This window comes from Flavobacterium sp., assembly GCF_027484945.1.
Classification (GTDB): domain Bacteria; phylum Bacteroidota; class Bacteroidia; order Flavobacteriales; family Flavobacteriaceae; genus Flavobacterium.
Map to the genome: position 1 here is coordinate 1 of NZ_JAIXRZ010000013.1, position 15,918 is coordinate 15,918.

Genomic DNA, 15,918 nt, shown 5'->3' on the forward strand with positions numbered 1-15,918 from the left:
AGGCCTATTTGGATGTGACGGTGAATAAAAAAGGCAATCCGAGTGCTTCATTGCTAGCTCAAGAAATTCGTTCACGTATTTATAATGAAATTGGGTTAACCGCTTCGGCAGGGATTTCCAACACCAAATTTGTTGCCAAGGTAGCAAGTGATTACAACAAACCCAACGGTCAAAAAACAGTCCCTCCCGATGAAGTGGAGGCATTTTTGGAGGTGTTGGATATCAAGAAGTTTTATGGCATTGGCAAAGTGACTGCAGAGAAAATGTACCATCACGGAATTTTTACTGGGAAGGATTTAAAAGCCCGCTCGCGAGAATATTTGGAGCAGCATTTTGGCAAAAGCGGGGGCTTTTATTACACTATTGTTCGTGGGATTCATTACAGTGAAGTCAAACCCAATCGCGTATCCAAATCGGTTGCCGCCGAGCACACCTTTCGGGAGAATTTGACTTCGGAGCTGTTTATGGAAGAAAAGTTGCAACGAATTGGCGAGGAATTGGAACGTCGTTTGAAAAAACATTCGATTTCGGGCAAAACAGTGACATTAAAAATCAAATACAGTGATTTTACCACCCAAACCCGGAGCAAGACCTTACCCTATTTTATTGCCGATAAAGGTTTATTGTTTGAAACAGCTAAGGAACTGTTGTACCAAGAGCGTTTGAAAGAGTCAGTGCGGTTGTTGGGCATTTCGTTAAGCAATTTAAATACTGAAGTTAAAAAAACGGTAGCCGTACAGTTGAAGTTTGCCTTTTGAGATTACAGCTATAACTATTTTACTGATAGCGCGTATTGTAAATACGCGCTATCTGAAATTTTCTTCACTAAAACTGCAAATTTCAAATCCGGCGTATAAAAAAACCACCCCGAAGGATGGTTTAGAGCTATTTTTATACGACTATTTTTAGTCTCTACTATTCAATTTAGACAGCAAGCGTAAGAATTCAATGTACAACCAAACGAGCGTGATCATCAAGCCCATAGCACCATACCATTCCATGTATTTCGGTGCGCGGTTGGCAACTCCTCGTTCAATTTGATCAAAATCCAAAAAGATATTTAAAGCTGCAATAACAATCACAAATACGCTGATTCCTATACTCATTAGGGAACTACCGTGGTGAACGGGTTGAAAGTTTAAAAATAACGAAAGCAACCATGAAATTAAGTAATAGGCCGCGATTGCCAGTGTAGCCGCGACAACAACCGAACGAAATCGTTCAGTTACTTTTACAATTTGGTATTTATAAAGTACCAAACAAATAAAAAAGGTCACAAAAGTAGCGCCAACAGCTTGAATAACGATACCAGGATACATCGCTTCAAAGAAGGCAGATATTCCGCCAATAAAAAGGCCTTCAAACAGCGCATAACCTGGAGCTAAATACGGCGATAAATGCGGTTTAAAAGTAGCAACCAATACGGCTATTAAACCTACGATTGCACCTCCTATTATAAGCACGATTGCGTCAGATCCCGATCCAATTAGTGTCCAAGTAGCAGTTGCGCCAGCTACCAATAACAATAGCATAATGAACGCTTTGTTCATCGTGCCGTTTAACGTCATGGTTTGATTGTAATCGATTAGTACAGCATCGTGAACTTTTTCAGAATTGTTGTACGATTTAGTGTTGAAAAAAGGGTTTTTTGATTCCATAATAGTGCTATTTGTTTCTCAAAGATAATTTGATTTTTTGTAAAAAAAAAGGATTATCAAAATACTAGAATTTTGGCACCCACTTTTTGATTTTAGTTTTTATTCAATTTCTGAAATGCGAAGTGTATTGACCATCCCTCGCTCAACTACGGGCATTGCGGCCAAATTGATTAGAATATCGCCTTTTTTAACAAACCCTTGCTCTTTTGCCATTTGGTTGATATCGTCAACGGTGTCATCGGTGGTAACTAATTTGTCATAAAAAAAAGCTTTTACACCCCACAACAAGTTCAATTGGGTTACAATTTTTTTATTGGAAGTATACACCAAAATATGGGCAGAAGGACGCCAAGCGGAAATTTGAAACGCAGTGTAACCACTATTGGTTAAGGTCGAAATTGCCTTGGCTTTTATATCATTGGCCATTGTTGCGGCATGGTAACAAATCGATTTTGTAATAAAACGTTTGGTACGTACATACGGAGGGTTTTGAGGCACTTGAATAAGTGGCGAATCTTCAACGGCTTCGATGATTTGCGCCATTTTTTCAATAACTTGTACAGGAAAATTCCCCACAGACGTTTCGCCAGAAAGCATAACAGCATCGGCACCATCCATAACTGAGTTGGCCACGTCATTTACTTCGGCGCGTGTAGGGGTTAAGCTCGTAATCATCGTTTCCATCATTTGAGTAGCCACAATTACAGGGATACGTGCAGTTTTGGCGCGATGGATTAATTTTTTCTGAATTAACGGTACTTCATGGGCCGGAATTTCAACGCCAAGATCCCCCCGAGCAACCATTAACCCATCACAATAGGCTACGATTTTATCAATATTTTCTACTGCTTCTGGTTTTTCGATTTTGGCTACAATCGGAATTTTATGATTGGTGTGTTCGCTGATTAATTCTTGCAACTCCATCAAGTCTTTGGGTGTACGCACAAATGAAAGTGCAATCCAATCTACGTTATTTTCAATGGCAAAAATAGCGTCTTTGATGTCTTTTTGTGTGAGTGCAGGAAGTGATACTTTGGTGTTCGGAAGATTTACCCCTTTTTTAGATTTCAAAGGCCCGCCTTGTATTACTTTGGTTTTTACCTCGTCTTTCCCGTCGGTTTCTACCACTTCGAAGATCAATTTTCCATCGTCTAATAAAATACGCTCACCTGGATTAACATCGCTAGGAAATGCTTTATAGTTCATATATACGCGTTCGGCATTTCCGGGAACATCTTCGGCTGTTTGAAAAGTAATGATATCACCGGGATTAACCACTACATCTTCTTTCATTACCCCCACACGCAATTTTGGACCTTGAAGGTCGGCTAGAATAGCTGTGGTATACCCAAATTCTTCGTTTAGTCCACGGATAATAGCAATTCGTTCTTTTACATCGGCATAATCGGCATGTGAAAAGTTGATGCGAAACACGTTTACTCCGGCGTCAATCATTTCTTTAATCACTTCACGCGTGCTACATGCCGGTCCTAATGTGGCTACAATTTTGGTCTTTTTTCTGGTGGTTGGCATTCTTTAAAAAATTAAATTGTTTTTTGACTTTAATTTGTCTTTATCAATACAGTATGCGAGGCTTACCCATTCAATGTCACTTATTTTTCGGACTACGGTATCCAAGTCTAAATTAGCTTCTAAGTTTTCGATTTTTAACAGGTAATCTACTTTTTTAAATTCGGGCAAAAGATATACTTTAGCTGCCATGCCATGGTCTATTCCTGCAAATAAATCACTTGTTACAGTTGTAACGCTATTGATCTCGCTTTTATTTTGTACCAAGTTCCAAGTAATAAATTGGCCCTCATCATAAAATTCAAAGCGGGAAAGTCCGGTCAACCCATCTTTAACTTGAATCTGAAGTTCTTCTTTAGTGCGGGCTAGAAGCACTTCGAGTTGGCGATTAATATGGTAAGCCAACCGTGAATCTTCCAAAGTCGTATGAATTGCAATTACTTCATAATCGCTTTCCTCAAACTCATGGATGTAGATTTTTTGAGTTGCCATTTGCGCCAAAATAAGTTGTAAATATAAGCTTTATCGGGTATGATTTTACGGAATGAAAGTTAGATTAACGTTATTTTATGAACGAAAACGTTGTAGGTTTTTTGAATTTGGTCTACGCTCGGTTCATTTTTTCCTGAAAAGCAAAGTAGGCTCGTTTCGCTGCAATTTCTTCCGCTTTTTTCTTGGATGTAGCGCGCGATTTGGCTACAACCTTATCGTTGATCCGTAAACGAACACCAAAATACTTTTGTCCGTCGTTACCATTATCATCAAAAACATCAAAATGAAAATGCTGTTTTTCTTTTTGACACCATTCGATAACTAAACTTTTATAACTAATTACTTTGCCTTCAAGTTTTTCGATATCAACATAAGGAATGATGACTTTTTCTCGAATAAATTGTTCACAATAGCCATACCCTTTGTCCAAAAAAATGGCGCCAATTAGGGCTTCAAAGATGTTGCCGTGAATATTTTCACCAAAGTGATGGGTTGGCACTTTGCTTTCTACAAACTGAACCAAGTTGAGGTCGCGTCCAAGTTCGTTTAAATGTTCGCGACTCACAATTTTTGAACGCATTTTGGTGAGGTAACCTTCGTCACCAGAGGGGGCTTCTTTATAAAGATGCGCAGCAATTACAGATCCGAGCATGGCATCGCCCAAAAACTCCAAACGTTCATAATTGAATGGGCTTCCTTTATCATCTGTAATGTTGGATGAGCGGTGGGTAAATGCTTTTTTGTAATAGTTTAAATTGCCCGGTGCAAATCCCAGTATTGAATGGATGGAATCAAAAAAAATCCCGTTCTCAGCCTGTGGACGGGATTTTTTTCCAAATATTTTAGTTATAATTCGCATACAGGAATTACGCGTCTACTTTTTTGAAAAGCACACAAGCATTATGTCCGCCAAAACCAAACGTATTGCTCATCGCTACTTTAATTTCGCGGTGTTGTGCCTTGTTAAGCGTTAAATTCAAGGAAGGATCAATATTTTCATCTACCACTTCATGATTGATCGTTGGGGGAACAATACCGTGTTGCATTGCTAATATTACCGCAATTGCTTCAATTGCTCCTGCAGCACCCAATAAATGCCCTGTCATGGACTTGGTTGAGTTAATATTCATGGATTTAGCATGATCCCCAAATACTGCGCTAATCGCTTTTAATTCGGCTACATCACCCAGAGGTGTAGAGGTGCCGTGAGTATTAATATGATCTACTTCATGAGGTTGCATTCCTGCATCGCGTAGCGTATTCTTCATTACAGCGATTACACCCACACCTTCAGGATGGGGAGCAGTTAAGTGGTAGGCATCTGAAGACAAACCACCACCTCCGATTTCGCAATAAATTTTTGCTCCACGGGCTTTTGCATGTTCGTATTCTTCTAAAACTAAAGCACCGGCACCTTCCCCTAATACAAATCCGTCACGGGTAGCATCAAATGGACGTGAAGCCGTTGACGGACTTTCATTTCGAGTGGAAAGTGCATGCATGGAGTTGAATCCACCCATGCCGGCTATGGTAACAGCTGCTTCAGAACCACCTGAAATAATTACATCACACATCCCTAAACGGATGTAATTGAAGGCATCAATCAAAGCGTTTGCCGAAGAAGCACAGGCAGAAACAGTAGTATAATTAGGCCCCATATAACCATTGCGCATTGAAATGTGCGCTGGTGCAATGTCGGCAATCATTTTCGGTATGAAAAAAGGATTGAATTTTGGAGTTCCATCACCTTTGGCATAGTTCAACACTTCATCTTGAAAGGTTTCTAAACCGCCAATTCCAGCTCCCCAAATAACTCCAACCCGACTTTTATCCACATTTTCGTCGGAGATCCCCGCATCTTTTATGGCTTCATCGCTGGCCGCAATAGCATATTGTGAAAATTTATCCAAACGGCGGGACTCTTTGCGGTCCATGTATTGCTCCACATCAAAGTTTTTCACTTCACAAGCAAACTTTGTTTTGTGTTTCTCGGTATCGTAATACGTAATCGGTGCAGCACCGCTTCGGCCATTTACCAAACCTTCCCAATATTCCGCAATGGAATTTCCAATAGGAGTAAGGGCTCCAAGTCCGGTTACAACAACACGCTTTAATTGCATAGAGATGATTTTTATTTTGTTGCTAATATAAAGAATACCCGTGTTCCTTTTTTGGGTTAGCGCAAAGAGACAGGGGTATTTATAGACATGATTGATTTCCAATCATAAAATCGTAATTTTAAAATAATAAAAACCCGTATAAACGTTGCGATTATACGGGATAGTTATATTTTATTATTTTTTAGCTTCTTCGATGTAAGAGATAGCTTGACCAACAGTTGAAATATTTTCTGCCTGATCGTCTGGAATTTGGATGTCAAATTCTTTCTCGAACTCCATGATAAGCTCAACAGTATCTAATGAATCCGCTCCTAAATCGTTAGTGAAGCTTGCTTCAGATACAACTTCATTTTCGTCAACTCCTAGTTTGTCCACGATAATCGCTTTAACTCTTGATGCAATGTCTGACATAGTTTCTAATTTTTAATTTTAAATTGATGGCAAAAATAAAAAACTTTATTTTATTTCTACATTTTGAAACACAAATGTTGTAACGAAGATACTAAAAAATTTTAAGAATCCTTTAAGCATCGGTGATTTATCTCGTGATTTATTTGTTTTTTTGCAGAAGAAAAACGACTAATTATTTTCCAATATGTCACAAATTGTGATTTTTGCCTCCGGTTCAGGCACGAATGCCGAAGCGATTATTCGCTATTTTTCAACGAAATCGGTTCGTGTAGGGGCGGTTTTTTGCAATAATCCACAAGCGGGTGTAGTTGATAAAGCAAAAAGCTTGGGCGTTCAGTTGGAATTTTTTGATAAAACACAATTAGTTGAAGGTGATGTGCTGTCGCGTTTACAGGCATTTCGACCCGATTTAATTGTTTTAGCCGGATTTATTTGGATGTTCCCAAAGGCAATTTTAGAAGTATTCCCAAAAGTTGTTAATGTTCATCCCGCATTATTGCCTAAATATGGGGGAAAAGGAATGTATGGAACGTATGTGCATCAAGCAGTCCTCGAAAATCAAGAATTGAAAACCGGAATTACGATACATTATGTCAACGAGCATTATGATGAAGGGGCAATTATCGCACAATTTGAAACCTCGATTGAAACATGTACCACGGTAGCATGCATTGCAGCTAAAATTCATGAATTGGAACAACAGCATTTTCCAAAAGTTATAGCTCAAATATTAGAGACCAAAAAGGATTACAATTTATAACACTCAAAAACAATCCAACGCATAATTTATAATTTCTAATTCAAAATTTAAAATAATTTTTCCATGCATCAAATCCACTTATACACCGATGGCGCAGCCAAGGGAAATCCTGGCCCAGGCGGATATGGAGTGGTATTAGAACAAGTAGGAACAAATTATCGCAAAGAGTTTTTTGAAGGATTTCGGTTGACGACCAATAACCGAATGGAATTGTTGGCAGTGATCGAAGGTTTGGAAAAATTGCGCCAACCAGGGATGACTGTTTTGGTTGTATCTGATAGTAAATACGTTGTCGATGCCGTTGTAAAAGGTTGGCTTTTGGATTGGGAGAAAAAAGGATTTAAAGGAAAGAAAAATCCCGACCTGTGGATTCGTTTTTTAAAGCAATTCCGGCAACATAAGGTCGATTTTCAATGGGTAAAAGGGCACAATAACCATCCTCAAAATGAACGCTGTGATCAATTGGCCGTCATGGGTTCGATGCAACCGAATTTATCAGTAGACACCTATTATGAGCAACATCAGAATGAATTATTCTAATCGTTTTTTAAATTTTTGAGAAGCGTATTGTACTCTTCAAGCAAGTTTATATATTTTGCTTTCCAATATTCTGAAGTAGTAGTATTTTCAGGATAGGCTGAACGTTCTTCCTGCACTACATTTTTCCGAAGTTCATAGATCTCGGAACTAAAATCATAATTGATAACTTTTCCTATAGCTAGCACTACATCAATCGATACGTTTTGGTTTTCAAACATCAGATAAACCCAACGTCTGCTTCGGTTTAAGCGTAATGCCAATTGACTAATGGGCATTCCACTTTCGTATACCGCTTTTTTAATTATTTCGCCTCGATGTTGCATGGCGCAAAGTTTTACACCTATGTGAGAAAAATAATGCTCAATTATTACCCAGATGTGTTAAGTTCTTCTAATTTAGTGATTTTAAATGGAATATTCATATTTATTATATAAGTAACCACTTTCTGAGGTTCAAATGCGTATTGAATTAAACACGATTGATTTTTTCCTAAAAAAAATAGATTCCTGAAACGTTTCACAAATCGATTTAGGCCGGGTTTTTCTTTAGAAAAGTAAAGACAAAAAAACCTTTTCCAAGCGAAGTTTTTATTCTTAATAAATGAATACGTATCTTTGCGCCTTCACTATAAAAACGTGTTCATGAACAAGCTTTTAATCGTTGGGACAGTGGCTTTTGATGCCATCGAAACTCCCTTCGGCAAAACCGACAAAATATTAGGAGGCGCAGGTACCTTTATTGGGTTATCGGCAGCGCATTTCAACCTGCAATCCGCAATTGTTTCAGTTGTAGGGGATGATTTTCCACAAGCGTATTTGGATTTATTAACGGCACGCAACATTGATATTTCGGGTTTGGAAATTGTTAAAGGCGGAAAAACGTTTTTTTGGAGTGGTCGCTACCATAACGATATGAATTCGCGCGATACTTTGGCTACAGAACTTAATGTTCTGGCCGATTTTAATCCTATTGTGCCAGAAAACTTCAAAGACGCCGATGTAGTGATGTTGGGCAATTTGCATCCGTTAGTACAAACCGGTGTTTTGAATCAATTAACAAAAAAACCAAAATTGGTGGTGTTGGACACTATGAATTTCTGGATGGATTGTGCATTACCCGAATTAATGGAGGTGATTAAACGCGTAGACGTGATTACCATTAACGATGAAGAAGCCCGTCAATTATCGGGAGAATATTCTTTGGTAAAAGCAGCTGCAAAGATCCATACGATGGGCCCAAAATACGTAGTGATTAAAAAAGGAGAACATGGTGCCTTATTATTCCATAATGAACATATTTTCTTTGCACCCGCATTACCGTTAGCCGATGTATTCGACCCAACGGGAGCAGGTGACACGTTTGCAGGTGGATTTGCAGGCTATATAGCACAACAAGGCGATGTTTCGTTTGAAACACTAAAAACAGCGATTATTCAAGGATCCAATTTAGCGTCATTCTGTGTGGAGCAATTTGGAACTGAGCGCATGGTTAATTTGACGAAGGAAGATGTCGCGCAACGATTGAAACAATTTAAAGCGCTGACCCAATTTGAAATAGAATTATAGTAACTTTATGCCTCGAATTTTCGGGGCATTTTTGTTTACTTAAAATATAATTTCCCGAAAATTTCATTGATTTTCAGAGTACTAAACAACAACACACAACACAACAACATTTTATGAGTGATGCAGTAAAACACGAATGTGGAATTGCACTTTTACGGTTGAAGAAACCGTTGGATTACTACAAACAAAAATACGGTTCGGCTTTCTATGGCATACAAAAAATGTATTTGCTCATGGAAAAACAACATAACCGCGGGCAAGACGGAGCTGGATTTGCATCGATTAAATTTGATGTCGATCCCGGGGAACGGTATATCAGTCGTATCCGTTCCAATGAGGCACAGCCGATTCAGGATGTGTTTGCTCAAATCAATCAACGAATCAATAGTGAGCTTGAATCCAATCCCGATAAAGGCGATGATGTGGCTTGGCAAAAAGCAACGATCCCCTATATTGGCGAATTGTTTTTAGGTCATGTTCGCTATGGCACTTTTGGGAAAAACAGCATTGAAAGTGTTCACCCTTTTTTACGTCAAAACAATTGGATGCATCGTAATTTAATTGTTGCGGGTAATTTTAATATGACTAATGTTAAGGAACTCTTTGCTAGTTTAGTCGAGTTAGGACAACACCCAAAAGAAATGGCAGATACCGTTACGGTCATGGAAAAAATTGGTCATTTTTTGGATGATGAGGTAACTGAGTTGTACCAAGAATGTAAAAATGAAGGACTAACCAAGCGTGAGGCTTCTCCTGTAATTGCCGAACGTTTAAATATCAATCGTATTTTAAAACGTGCTTCTCGCGGATGGGATGGCGGTTTTGCGATGGCGGGGTTATTTGGTCATGGTGATGCTTTTGTGTTGCGGGATCCTGCAGGTATTCGTCCGGCCTTTTATTATGAAGATGATGAAGTCGTGGTGGTGGCATCAGAACGCCCGGTGATACAAACGGTATTTAATGTTGCTTTTGACGCTGTTAAAGAATTACAACCTGGAAATGCACTAATTATTAAGAAAAACGGAACGGTTACCGAGGAAGAAATCATTGTTCCGGTTGAAAAAAGAGCCTGTTCGTTTGAGCGAATTTATTTTTCACGTGGGAGTGATGCCGAAATTTATCAAGAACGAAAAGCTTTAGGTAAATTAATTTTACCCGATGTTTTGGATTCTATTGATCAAGATACCGACAATACAGTGTTTTCATATATTCCCAATACGGCTGAAACTTCTTTTTTTGGTATGATAGAAGCCGCGAATGACTTTTTAAACCAACGCAAAAATCAATACATTTTAGACAACCGAAAGACGTTAATTAAAGAAAAACTAGAAGAAATCTTGGCGGTTAAAATCCGAACGGAGAAAATCGCTATTAAAGATGCTAAATTGCGCACTTTTATTACTGAAGACAGTAGTCGGGATGATTTAGTAGCCCATGTATATGATGTAACGTATGGTGTGATTCAGCCTTCGGATAATCTCGTAATCATAGACGATAGTATTGTGCGGGGAACAACCCTAAAAAACAGTATTCTTCGCATGATGGATCGTTTGAATCCGAAAAAAATCGTTGTGGTTTCCTCAGCGCCACAAATTCGTTACCCGGATTGTTACGGAATTGATATGGCAAAATTGGAAGGGTTAATTGCATTTCGAGCAGCAATTGAATTATTGAAAGAGCAAAATCAGTATTCAATTGTTGATGAAGTCTATGCTAAGTGTAAAGCGCAAGAAGGAAAACCCGACACCGAAATTGTTAATCATGTGAAAATGATATATGCATCCTTCAGCGATAAAGAAATTTCAAATAAGATCGCACGACTTTTAAAGCCTGAGGGAATTAGAGCCGAAGTGACACTTATTTTTCAATCGGTAGAAAACCTACATCACGCCTGTCCAAAGCATCTTGGGGATTGGTATTTTACAGGTGATTATCCCACTCCCGGAGGCAATCGAGTTGTGAATCGGGCCTTTATGAATTTTTATGAAGGGAAAGATGCGCGCGCGTACTAAAATTCTGAAAAGATGCACTTTATCGTTTTTATTGGTAATTCGTCAATAATTTTGTGATGGTAATTACAGAACTATATACATTTGAATCACCATAGCATTAGTAGGTTAAGTTTATGGTAGATTTGGGGCAAAAAGGGTGAGAAGAAATTTTCACCTTTTTTATTTTTACGAAATTCATGTGTTCTCTTTTATTTTCGTACCATTCACTCTCAAAACAATTCATTTCGCACATTTATTTTCAAATAGCACCTGAACAAAAGGCTGTTGTATAATTTTGCTCTACCATAGTATTTAGTAGGTTAAGTTTATGGTAGATTTGGGGCAAAAAGGCGTTCGCTAGAACGCCTTTTTATTTTTATAAATAAAAAAACCCCAATAATTGGGGTTAAAGTATTGATTTCTAATTCTTATTTATTAGCTTCATATAATCGTGAAACTTCGTTCCAATTGATTACATTGAAAAAGGCTTCAATATAATCTGGGCGACGATTTTGGTAATTTAGGTAATAGGCGTGCTCCCAAACATCCATTCCTAATATAGGGAACCCTTGGCATGCAACACCAGGCATAAGCGGGTTGTCTTGATTGGGAGTAGCGCAAACTTCCAATTTTCCGCCTTTGTGTACGCATAACCACGCCCAACCAGAACCAAATTGCGTAGCTCCTGCTTTAGCAAATTGCGCTTTAAATTCATCAAATGATCCAAAATCACGGGATATTGCAGCGCCTAATTCACCAGTTGGAGTGCCGCCTGCATTAGGAGCCATAATATTCCAAAACAAGTTATGGTTGTAAAAGCCACCGCCGTTGTTGCGAATAGCCGCTTTACTCATATCTAGGTTTTCTAATAGTTCTTCAATGGTTTTTCCTTCTAAATCAGTGCCAGCTATGGCAGCGTTTAGGTTAGTTGTGTACGCATTATGATGTTTGCTATGGTGAATTTCCATAGTACGCGCATCAATATGGGGTTCCAATGCATCGTGAGCATAGGGTAATTGTGGTAACTCAAAAGCCATAATTTTTTTGTTTAAATGAATATTAATTTAAATTCAAATTTATACATTTAACTTCGGAATAGAAAATACAATTTCTCGATTTAACGTTAGTTTTAACAAATAATAAAAGATGCATTTTTCGGCACAGCCCACCCATCTCGAAGGCGACAAAATTCGATTGATTCCATTAAGCGAAGATCATTTTGAAGCATTATATGCAGTGGCTGCAGATCCGCTTTTGTGGGAACAACACCCAAACCCCAACCGTTATCAAAGAACTGATTTTGAAATTTATTTCAAAGGCGCCTTAGAATCGAAAGGCGCTTTTTTGATACTCGAAAAAACGACAAATGCCGTTGTGGGTTGTAGCCGGTATTATGACTATAACGCAATACACAACACTATATTAATTGGATATACTTTTGTAGGAAGAGCCTACTGGGGTTCGGGATACAATCGCCAATTAAAGAAAATAATGTTAGGATATATATTTCAATATGTAGCAACGGTTTTCTTTCATATTGGTGCACAGAATTTTCGTTCACAAAAAGCTATTTCTAAACTCGGAGCCGAAAAAATAAATGAAATTGAGGTAGCCTATTTTGGCGAACCTGAAAAGATTAATTTTGTCTATGCGTTTCAACGCCATCAATTAGCTGCTTTATGAAAACTACTGCCTTTTCTCTTTATGATGCTTCTGCCGGATCGGGGAAGACCTATACATTGGTCAAAGAATACTTGAAAATTTTATTGTGTTCTCCCCAACCCGATGCCTACCGAAATATTTTAGCAATCACATTTACCAATAAAGCGGTACACGAAATGAAGAGCCGAGTTGTGGAAAATTTGATGCAATTTGCAAGCCCCACACCCTCGTCCAAAGCGCTTGATTTTATGCGTGATATTGCTCAAGATACTGGGTTGTCGTTGTCGGCAATAGAAGAGAAGGCACGTGTAATCATCAAGCATTTGATTCATAATTATGCGGCTTTTGATATTTCAACCATTGATAAATTTACCCACAAAGTTATCCGTGCATTTGCACACGATTTGAATTTGCCGATAACCTTTGAGGTTTCTTTAGATACCGATAGTTTACTAACGGAAGCGATTGATACAATCATTGCTCAAGCTGGTGAAGACGAGATCTTGACCCAGCTTCTGGTGAACTATACGATGGAAAAGACCGATGATGATAAAAGTTGGGATATTTCTAAAGAAATTTTCGAAACCGGTAAGTTAATGTTAAATGAAAATAATCGGGAGGAAATTGCACAACTTCAGGAAAAATCAATTGAAGATTTTGTAGTATTAAAAAATAAATTAATTGAACTTACAGCAGATTTAGAGACGCAAGCTGTAGGTTATGCACAGCGTATTTTTCAGCTTTTAGATCAACATGGGGTAGACTTGAAATCGTTCTCTGGGGGATATTTCCCGAATCATTTGAATGGAATTATTGAAAAAAAATACAATCCCAACACTAAAACGTATCGTGAAGTTGATGCAATCAAGATTAATAAAACAGCGCCCGATCGGAATACTATTGAGTTGTTGATTCCAGAAATTATGGATCTATTGCAAGACATGTACGCCTGCTTGGATAAAAAATTGTTTTATACCGCCTTTTTAAAAAACGTTACACCACTATCGCTATTAAATACGTTGCAGAAAAAACTAAAAGCGTTACAAGAGGCACAAAATATTCTTTCGATTACCGAGTTTAATAAGCTAATTCATGAGCAAATTCAGCACCAACCGGCTCCTTTCATCTATGAGAAATTAGGTGAAAAATACCGTCATTTTTTCATTGACGAATTTCAAGACACTTCTGAATTACAATGGAAAAATTTAATTCCATTAATCGACAATGCTTTAGCTGGTGAAGTGTTTGGCGTCTCGGGGTCATTGCTTTTGGTTGGTGATCCAAAACAGTCTATTTACCGCTGGCGTGGTGGTAAAGCCGAACAATTTATCCGTTTAGGTAAAGGGGAAAATCCGTTTTCGAATAAAGATTTTTCCCGTGAAACGCTAGAAACCAATTACCGAAGTTATGCTGAAATTATTCAATTTAACAATGATTTCTTTCATTTTCTCAGTGGTAAATTTGAAAATACCGACTATAAAACCTTATATCAACACTACAGTAAACAAAAGATCAATTCCAAAAAAGGCGGTTTTGTATCTTTTGAATTTTTACCCGTTGTTCCCAAAAATGAACTGGAAGATGATGCCTTAGATAAAGCAGAACAATACCTTTTAGCCATTGCAAAGACAATTTCAACGATTCGAAATCAAGGCTTTGCCTATAGTGATATCGCAATTTTGATTCGCAATAACCGACATGGAGCAATGATTGCACAATCGTTAACCGAACAAAGAATCCCTATTATCTCCTCCGAAAGTTTACTTCTGGAAGCTTCTGGTGAAGTTCGTGTAATTATAGCTGCGTTACGTTATATAAGCAATCCTACTGATTCGGGAGCAAAAGCACAATTATTGTATTATTTGGCAAAAAATGCATTTCCCAATGCTATCCATTCTTTTATTTCAAGAGGCATGGCTTTAAAGTCGGAAGAACAATGGGAAAAAATGTTGCAAACGGAATTAGGTGCAAAATGGAGCCAATTTTCATTTCAAAATTTACGAAAAAAGGCCTTGTTTGACGCTGTTGAATATTTGTCGGAGTTAATTATTCCCGCCGATAAACACAATGCTTATTTGCACTATTTTCAAGATGTAGTTTTGGAGCAAGATTTACGAAAACAATCCGGTTTGTCTGATTTTTTAAGTTATTGGGACAATCACGCACACAAGCTTAGCATTCCTTCCCCTGAAGGAAATGATGCCATCCGAATTATGACGATACACAAGTCAAAAGGATTGGAGTTTCCTGTTGTTTTGTTTCCTTTTGCAGAAGAAAATTACGCATTGACTAAAGGAGATAAATTATGGCTAGATGCCGATAGTGAAGAAATCGGTGTGCCAAAAGCATTGGTAGCCAAAAACAAAGAAGTGGAAGGGTTTAATCCGCATGCAGCAGCAGTGTATAACCAACGCAAGCAAGAAGATTTGTTAGATCATATCAATGTGCTCTATGTCGCTTTAACGCGTGCTGTTGAGCAATTGTATGTAATTTCGGCCAACAATCGTTCTTCCAAAGGGGTGCTGCCCAACAATTTATCCTCTTTTTTTATTGAATTTTTAGAAAACCGGGGATATACAATTGGAGTCGATCCTATACTAATGGGGGAATCGCAACGCGTTTCTACTCCCGAGGAGACTATACAAGCTTCGCAACTTATGCCTAAAGTAGCGCATAAATTTGATATTAATAAGATCAAAATTGCACAACGCGAAAGTTTAATGTGGGGGACACTTCAGCAGGAGGCCATTGCTTTTGGGAATTTAATTCACGAAATCATGGCTAAAATTCAGACGCCTTCCGATATAGATTGGGCTTTAGAGCGTTCCGTTGAAGAGGGACTAATTACGGTAATCCAATCCCAAGCGATTCGAAAAACGTTGCTGCAAATTGTGACTCATAAAGAATTAACAGATTTCTTCTCACCAGATGGGAAAGTGTATAGTGAGCAAACCATTGTTCAACCTCAAAAAGGGATTTTATTAAAGCCTGACCGGGTTGTAATCAAAGGTAATCAAGCGTATTTGTTGGATTACAAAACGGGAGAGCATCATGAAAACTATAAATTGCAACTGGAAGGATATGAAAAGGCTCTTCAAGATATGGGTTTGCAGGTAGCGAAAAAAACACTTGTTTATATTGGTGAGAACATCGAAATTGTACATTTGCACGAATCAATTACTTAATTTT

15 protein-coding genes are annotated in these 15,918 nt (G+C 38.2%); 7 read left to right on the forward strand and 8 right to left on the reverse strand.

Annotation, left to right across the window (positions count from 1 at the left end):
* Window positions 1–758: DNA polymerase IV (locus Q0039_RS01475; RefSeq protein WP_297507959.1), on the forward strand; the 758-nt coding region annotated here is incomplete at its 5' end.
* Between the two features lie 147 nt (window positions 759–905).
* Here the strand turns inward: Q0039_RS01475 and Q0039_RS01480 are convergent.
* The 6 genes from Q0039_RS01480 to Q0039_RS01505 form a co-directional block, all read right to left on the reverse strand.
* On the reverse strand, window positions 906–1,658 hold the full coding sequence (locus Q0039_RS01480) for a Bax inhibitor-1/YccA family protein (RefSeq protein ID WP_297507962.1): 753 nt from the start codon (window positions 1,656–1,658) through the stop codon (window positions 906–908).
* A gap of 99 nt (window positions 1,659–1,757) precedes the next feature.
* Complete coding sequence (gene pyk, locus Q0039_RS01485; RefSeq protein ID WP_297507965.1) at window positions 1,758–3,191, reverse strand: pyruvate kinase; 1,434 nt, start codon at window positions 3,189–3,191, stop codon at window positions 1,758–1,760.
* 3 nt (window positions 3,192–3,194) lie between these two features.
* Window positions 3,195–3,680, reverse strand: coding sequence for an IPExxxVDY family protein (locus tag Q0039_RS01490; protein ID WP_297507968.1), 486 nt, complete (start codon window positions 3,678–3,680; stop codon window positions 3,195–3,197).
* 112 nt (window positions 3,681–3,792) lie between these two features.
* On the reverse strand, window positions 3,793–4,539 hold the full coding sequence (gene rnc, locus Q0039_RS01495) for a ribonuclease III (protein WP_297507971.1): 747 nt from the start codon (window positions 4,537–4,539) through the stop codon (window positions 3,793–3,795).
* Window positions 4,540–4,546: 7 nt separating this feature from the next.
* Window positions 4,547–5,800: a beta-ketoacyl-ACP synthase II gene (gene fabF / locus Q0039_RS01500; RefSeq protein ID WP_297507974.1), complete on the reverse strand. Its 1,254-nt coding sequence runs from the start codon at window positions 5,798–5,800 to the stop codon at window positions 4,547–4,549.
* A gap of 174 nt (window positions 5,801–5,974) precedes the next feature.
* Entirely contained in the window at window positions 5,975–6,211 is a 237-nt protein-coding gene (locus Q0039_RS01505; protein WP_026980165.1) for an acyl carrier protein, read from the reverse strand.
* 184 nt (window positions 6,212–6,395) lie between these two features.
* Here Q0039_RS01505 and Q0039_RS01510 point away from each other — a divergent pair, with 184 nt between their 5' ends.
* Entirely contained in the window at window positions 6,396–6,971 is a 576-nt protein-coding gene (locus Q0039_RS01510; protein ID WP_297507978.1) for a phosphoribosylglycinamide formyltransferase, read from the forward strand.
* A gap of 63 nt (window positions 6,972–7,034) precedes the next feature.
* Window positions 7,035–7,511 (forward strand): ribonuclease HI, encoded by a 477-nt coding sequence (gene rnhA, locus Q0039_RS01515; protein WP_297507981.1) that lies wholly within the window; start codon window positions 7,035–7,037, stop codon window positions 7,509–7,511.
* Here rnhA and Q0039_RS01520 read toward each other — a convergent pair.
* Window positions 7,508–7,834, reverse strand: coding sequence for a hypothetical protein (locus tag Q0039_RS01520; RefSeq protein ID WP_297507984.1), 327 nt, complete (start codon window positions 7,832–7,834; stop codon window positions 7,508–7,510). The two genes, rnhA and Q0039_RS01520, sit on opposite strands and share 4 nt — an antisense overlap.
* Window positions 7,835–8,152: 318 nt before the next feature.
* Here Q0039_RS01520 and Q0039_RS01525 point away from each other — a divergent pair, with 318 nt between their 5' ends.
* On the forward strand, window positions 8,153–9,076 hold the full coding sequence (locus Q0039_RS01525; protein WP_297507987.1) for a PfkB family carbohydrate kinase: 924 nt from the start codon (window positions 8,153–8,155) through the stop codon (window positions 9,074–9,076).
* Between the two features lie 113 nt (window positions 9,077–9,189).
* Window positions 9,190–11,088 carry an amidophosphoribosyltransferase gene (locus Q0039_RS01530; RefSeq protein ID WP_297507990.1) on the forward strand — a complete coding sequence of 633 codons (1,899 nt, stop codon included), beginning with the start codon at window positions 9,190–9,192 and terminating at the stop codon, window positions 11,086–11,088.
* Window positions 11,089–11,495: 407 nt separating this feature from the next.
* Here the strand turns inward: Q0039_RS01530 and Q0039_RS01535 are convergent, their stop codons facing one another.
* On the reverse strand, window positions 11,496–12,104 hold the full coding sequence (locus Q0039_RS01535; RefSeq protein ID WP_297507993.1) for a superoxide dismutase: 609 nt from the start codon (window positions 12,102–12,104) through the stop codon (window positions 11,496–11,498).
* Window positions 12,105–12,213: 109 nt separating this feature from the next.
* Between Q0039_RS01535 and Q0039_RS01540 the strand changes: the two genes are divergently transcribed.
* A complete protein-coding gene (locus tag Q0039_RS01540; RefSeq protein WP_297507996.1) occupies window positions 12,214–12,750 on the forward strand; it encodes a GNAT family N-acetyltransferase in 537 nt (178 codons plus the stop codon).
* Window positions 12,747–15,914 carry a UvrD-helicase domain-containing protein gene (locus tag Q0039_RS01545; RefSeq protein WP_297507999.1) on the forward strand — a complete coding sequence of 1,056 codons (3,168 nt, stop codon included), beginning with the start codon at window positions 12,747–12,749 and terminating at the stop codon, window positions 15,912–15,914. Before Q0039_RS01540 ends, Q0039_RS01545 begins: the two co-directional genes overlap by 4 nt.
* Window positions 15,915–15,918: the final 4 nt, after the last annotated feature.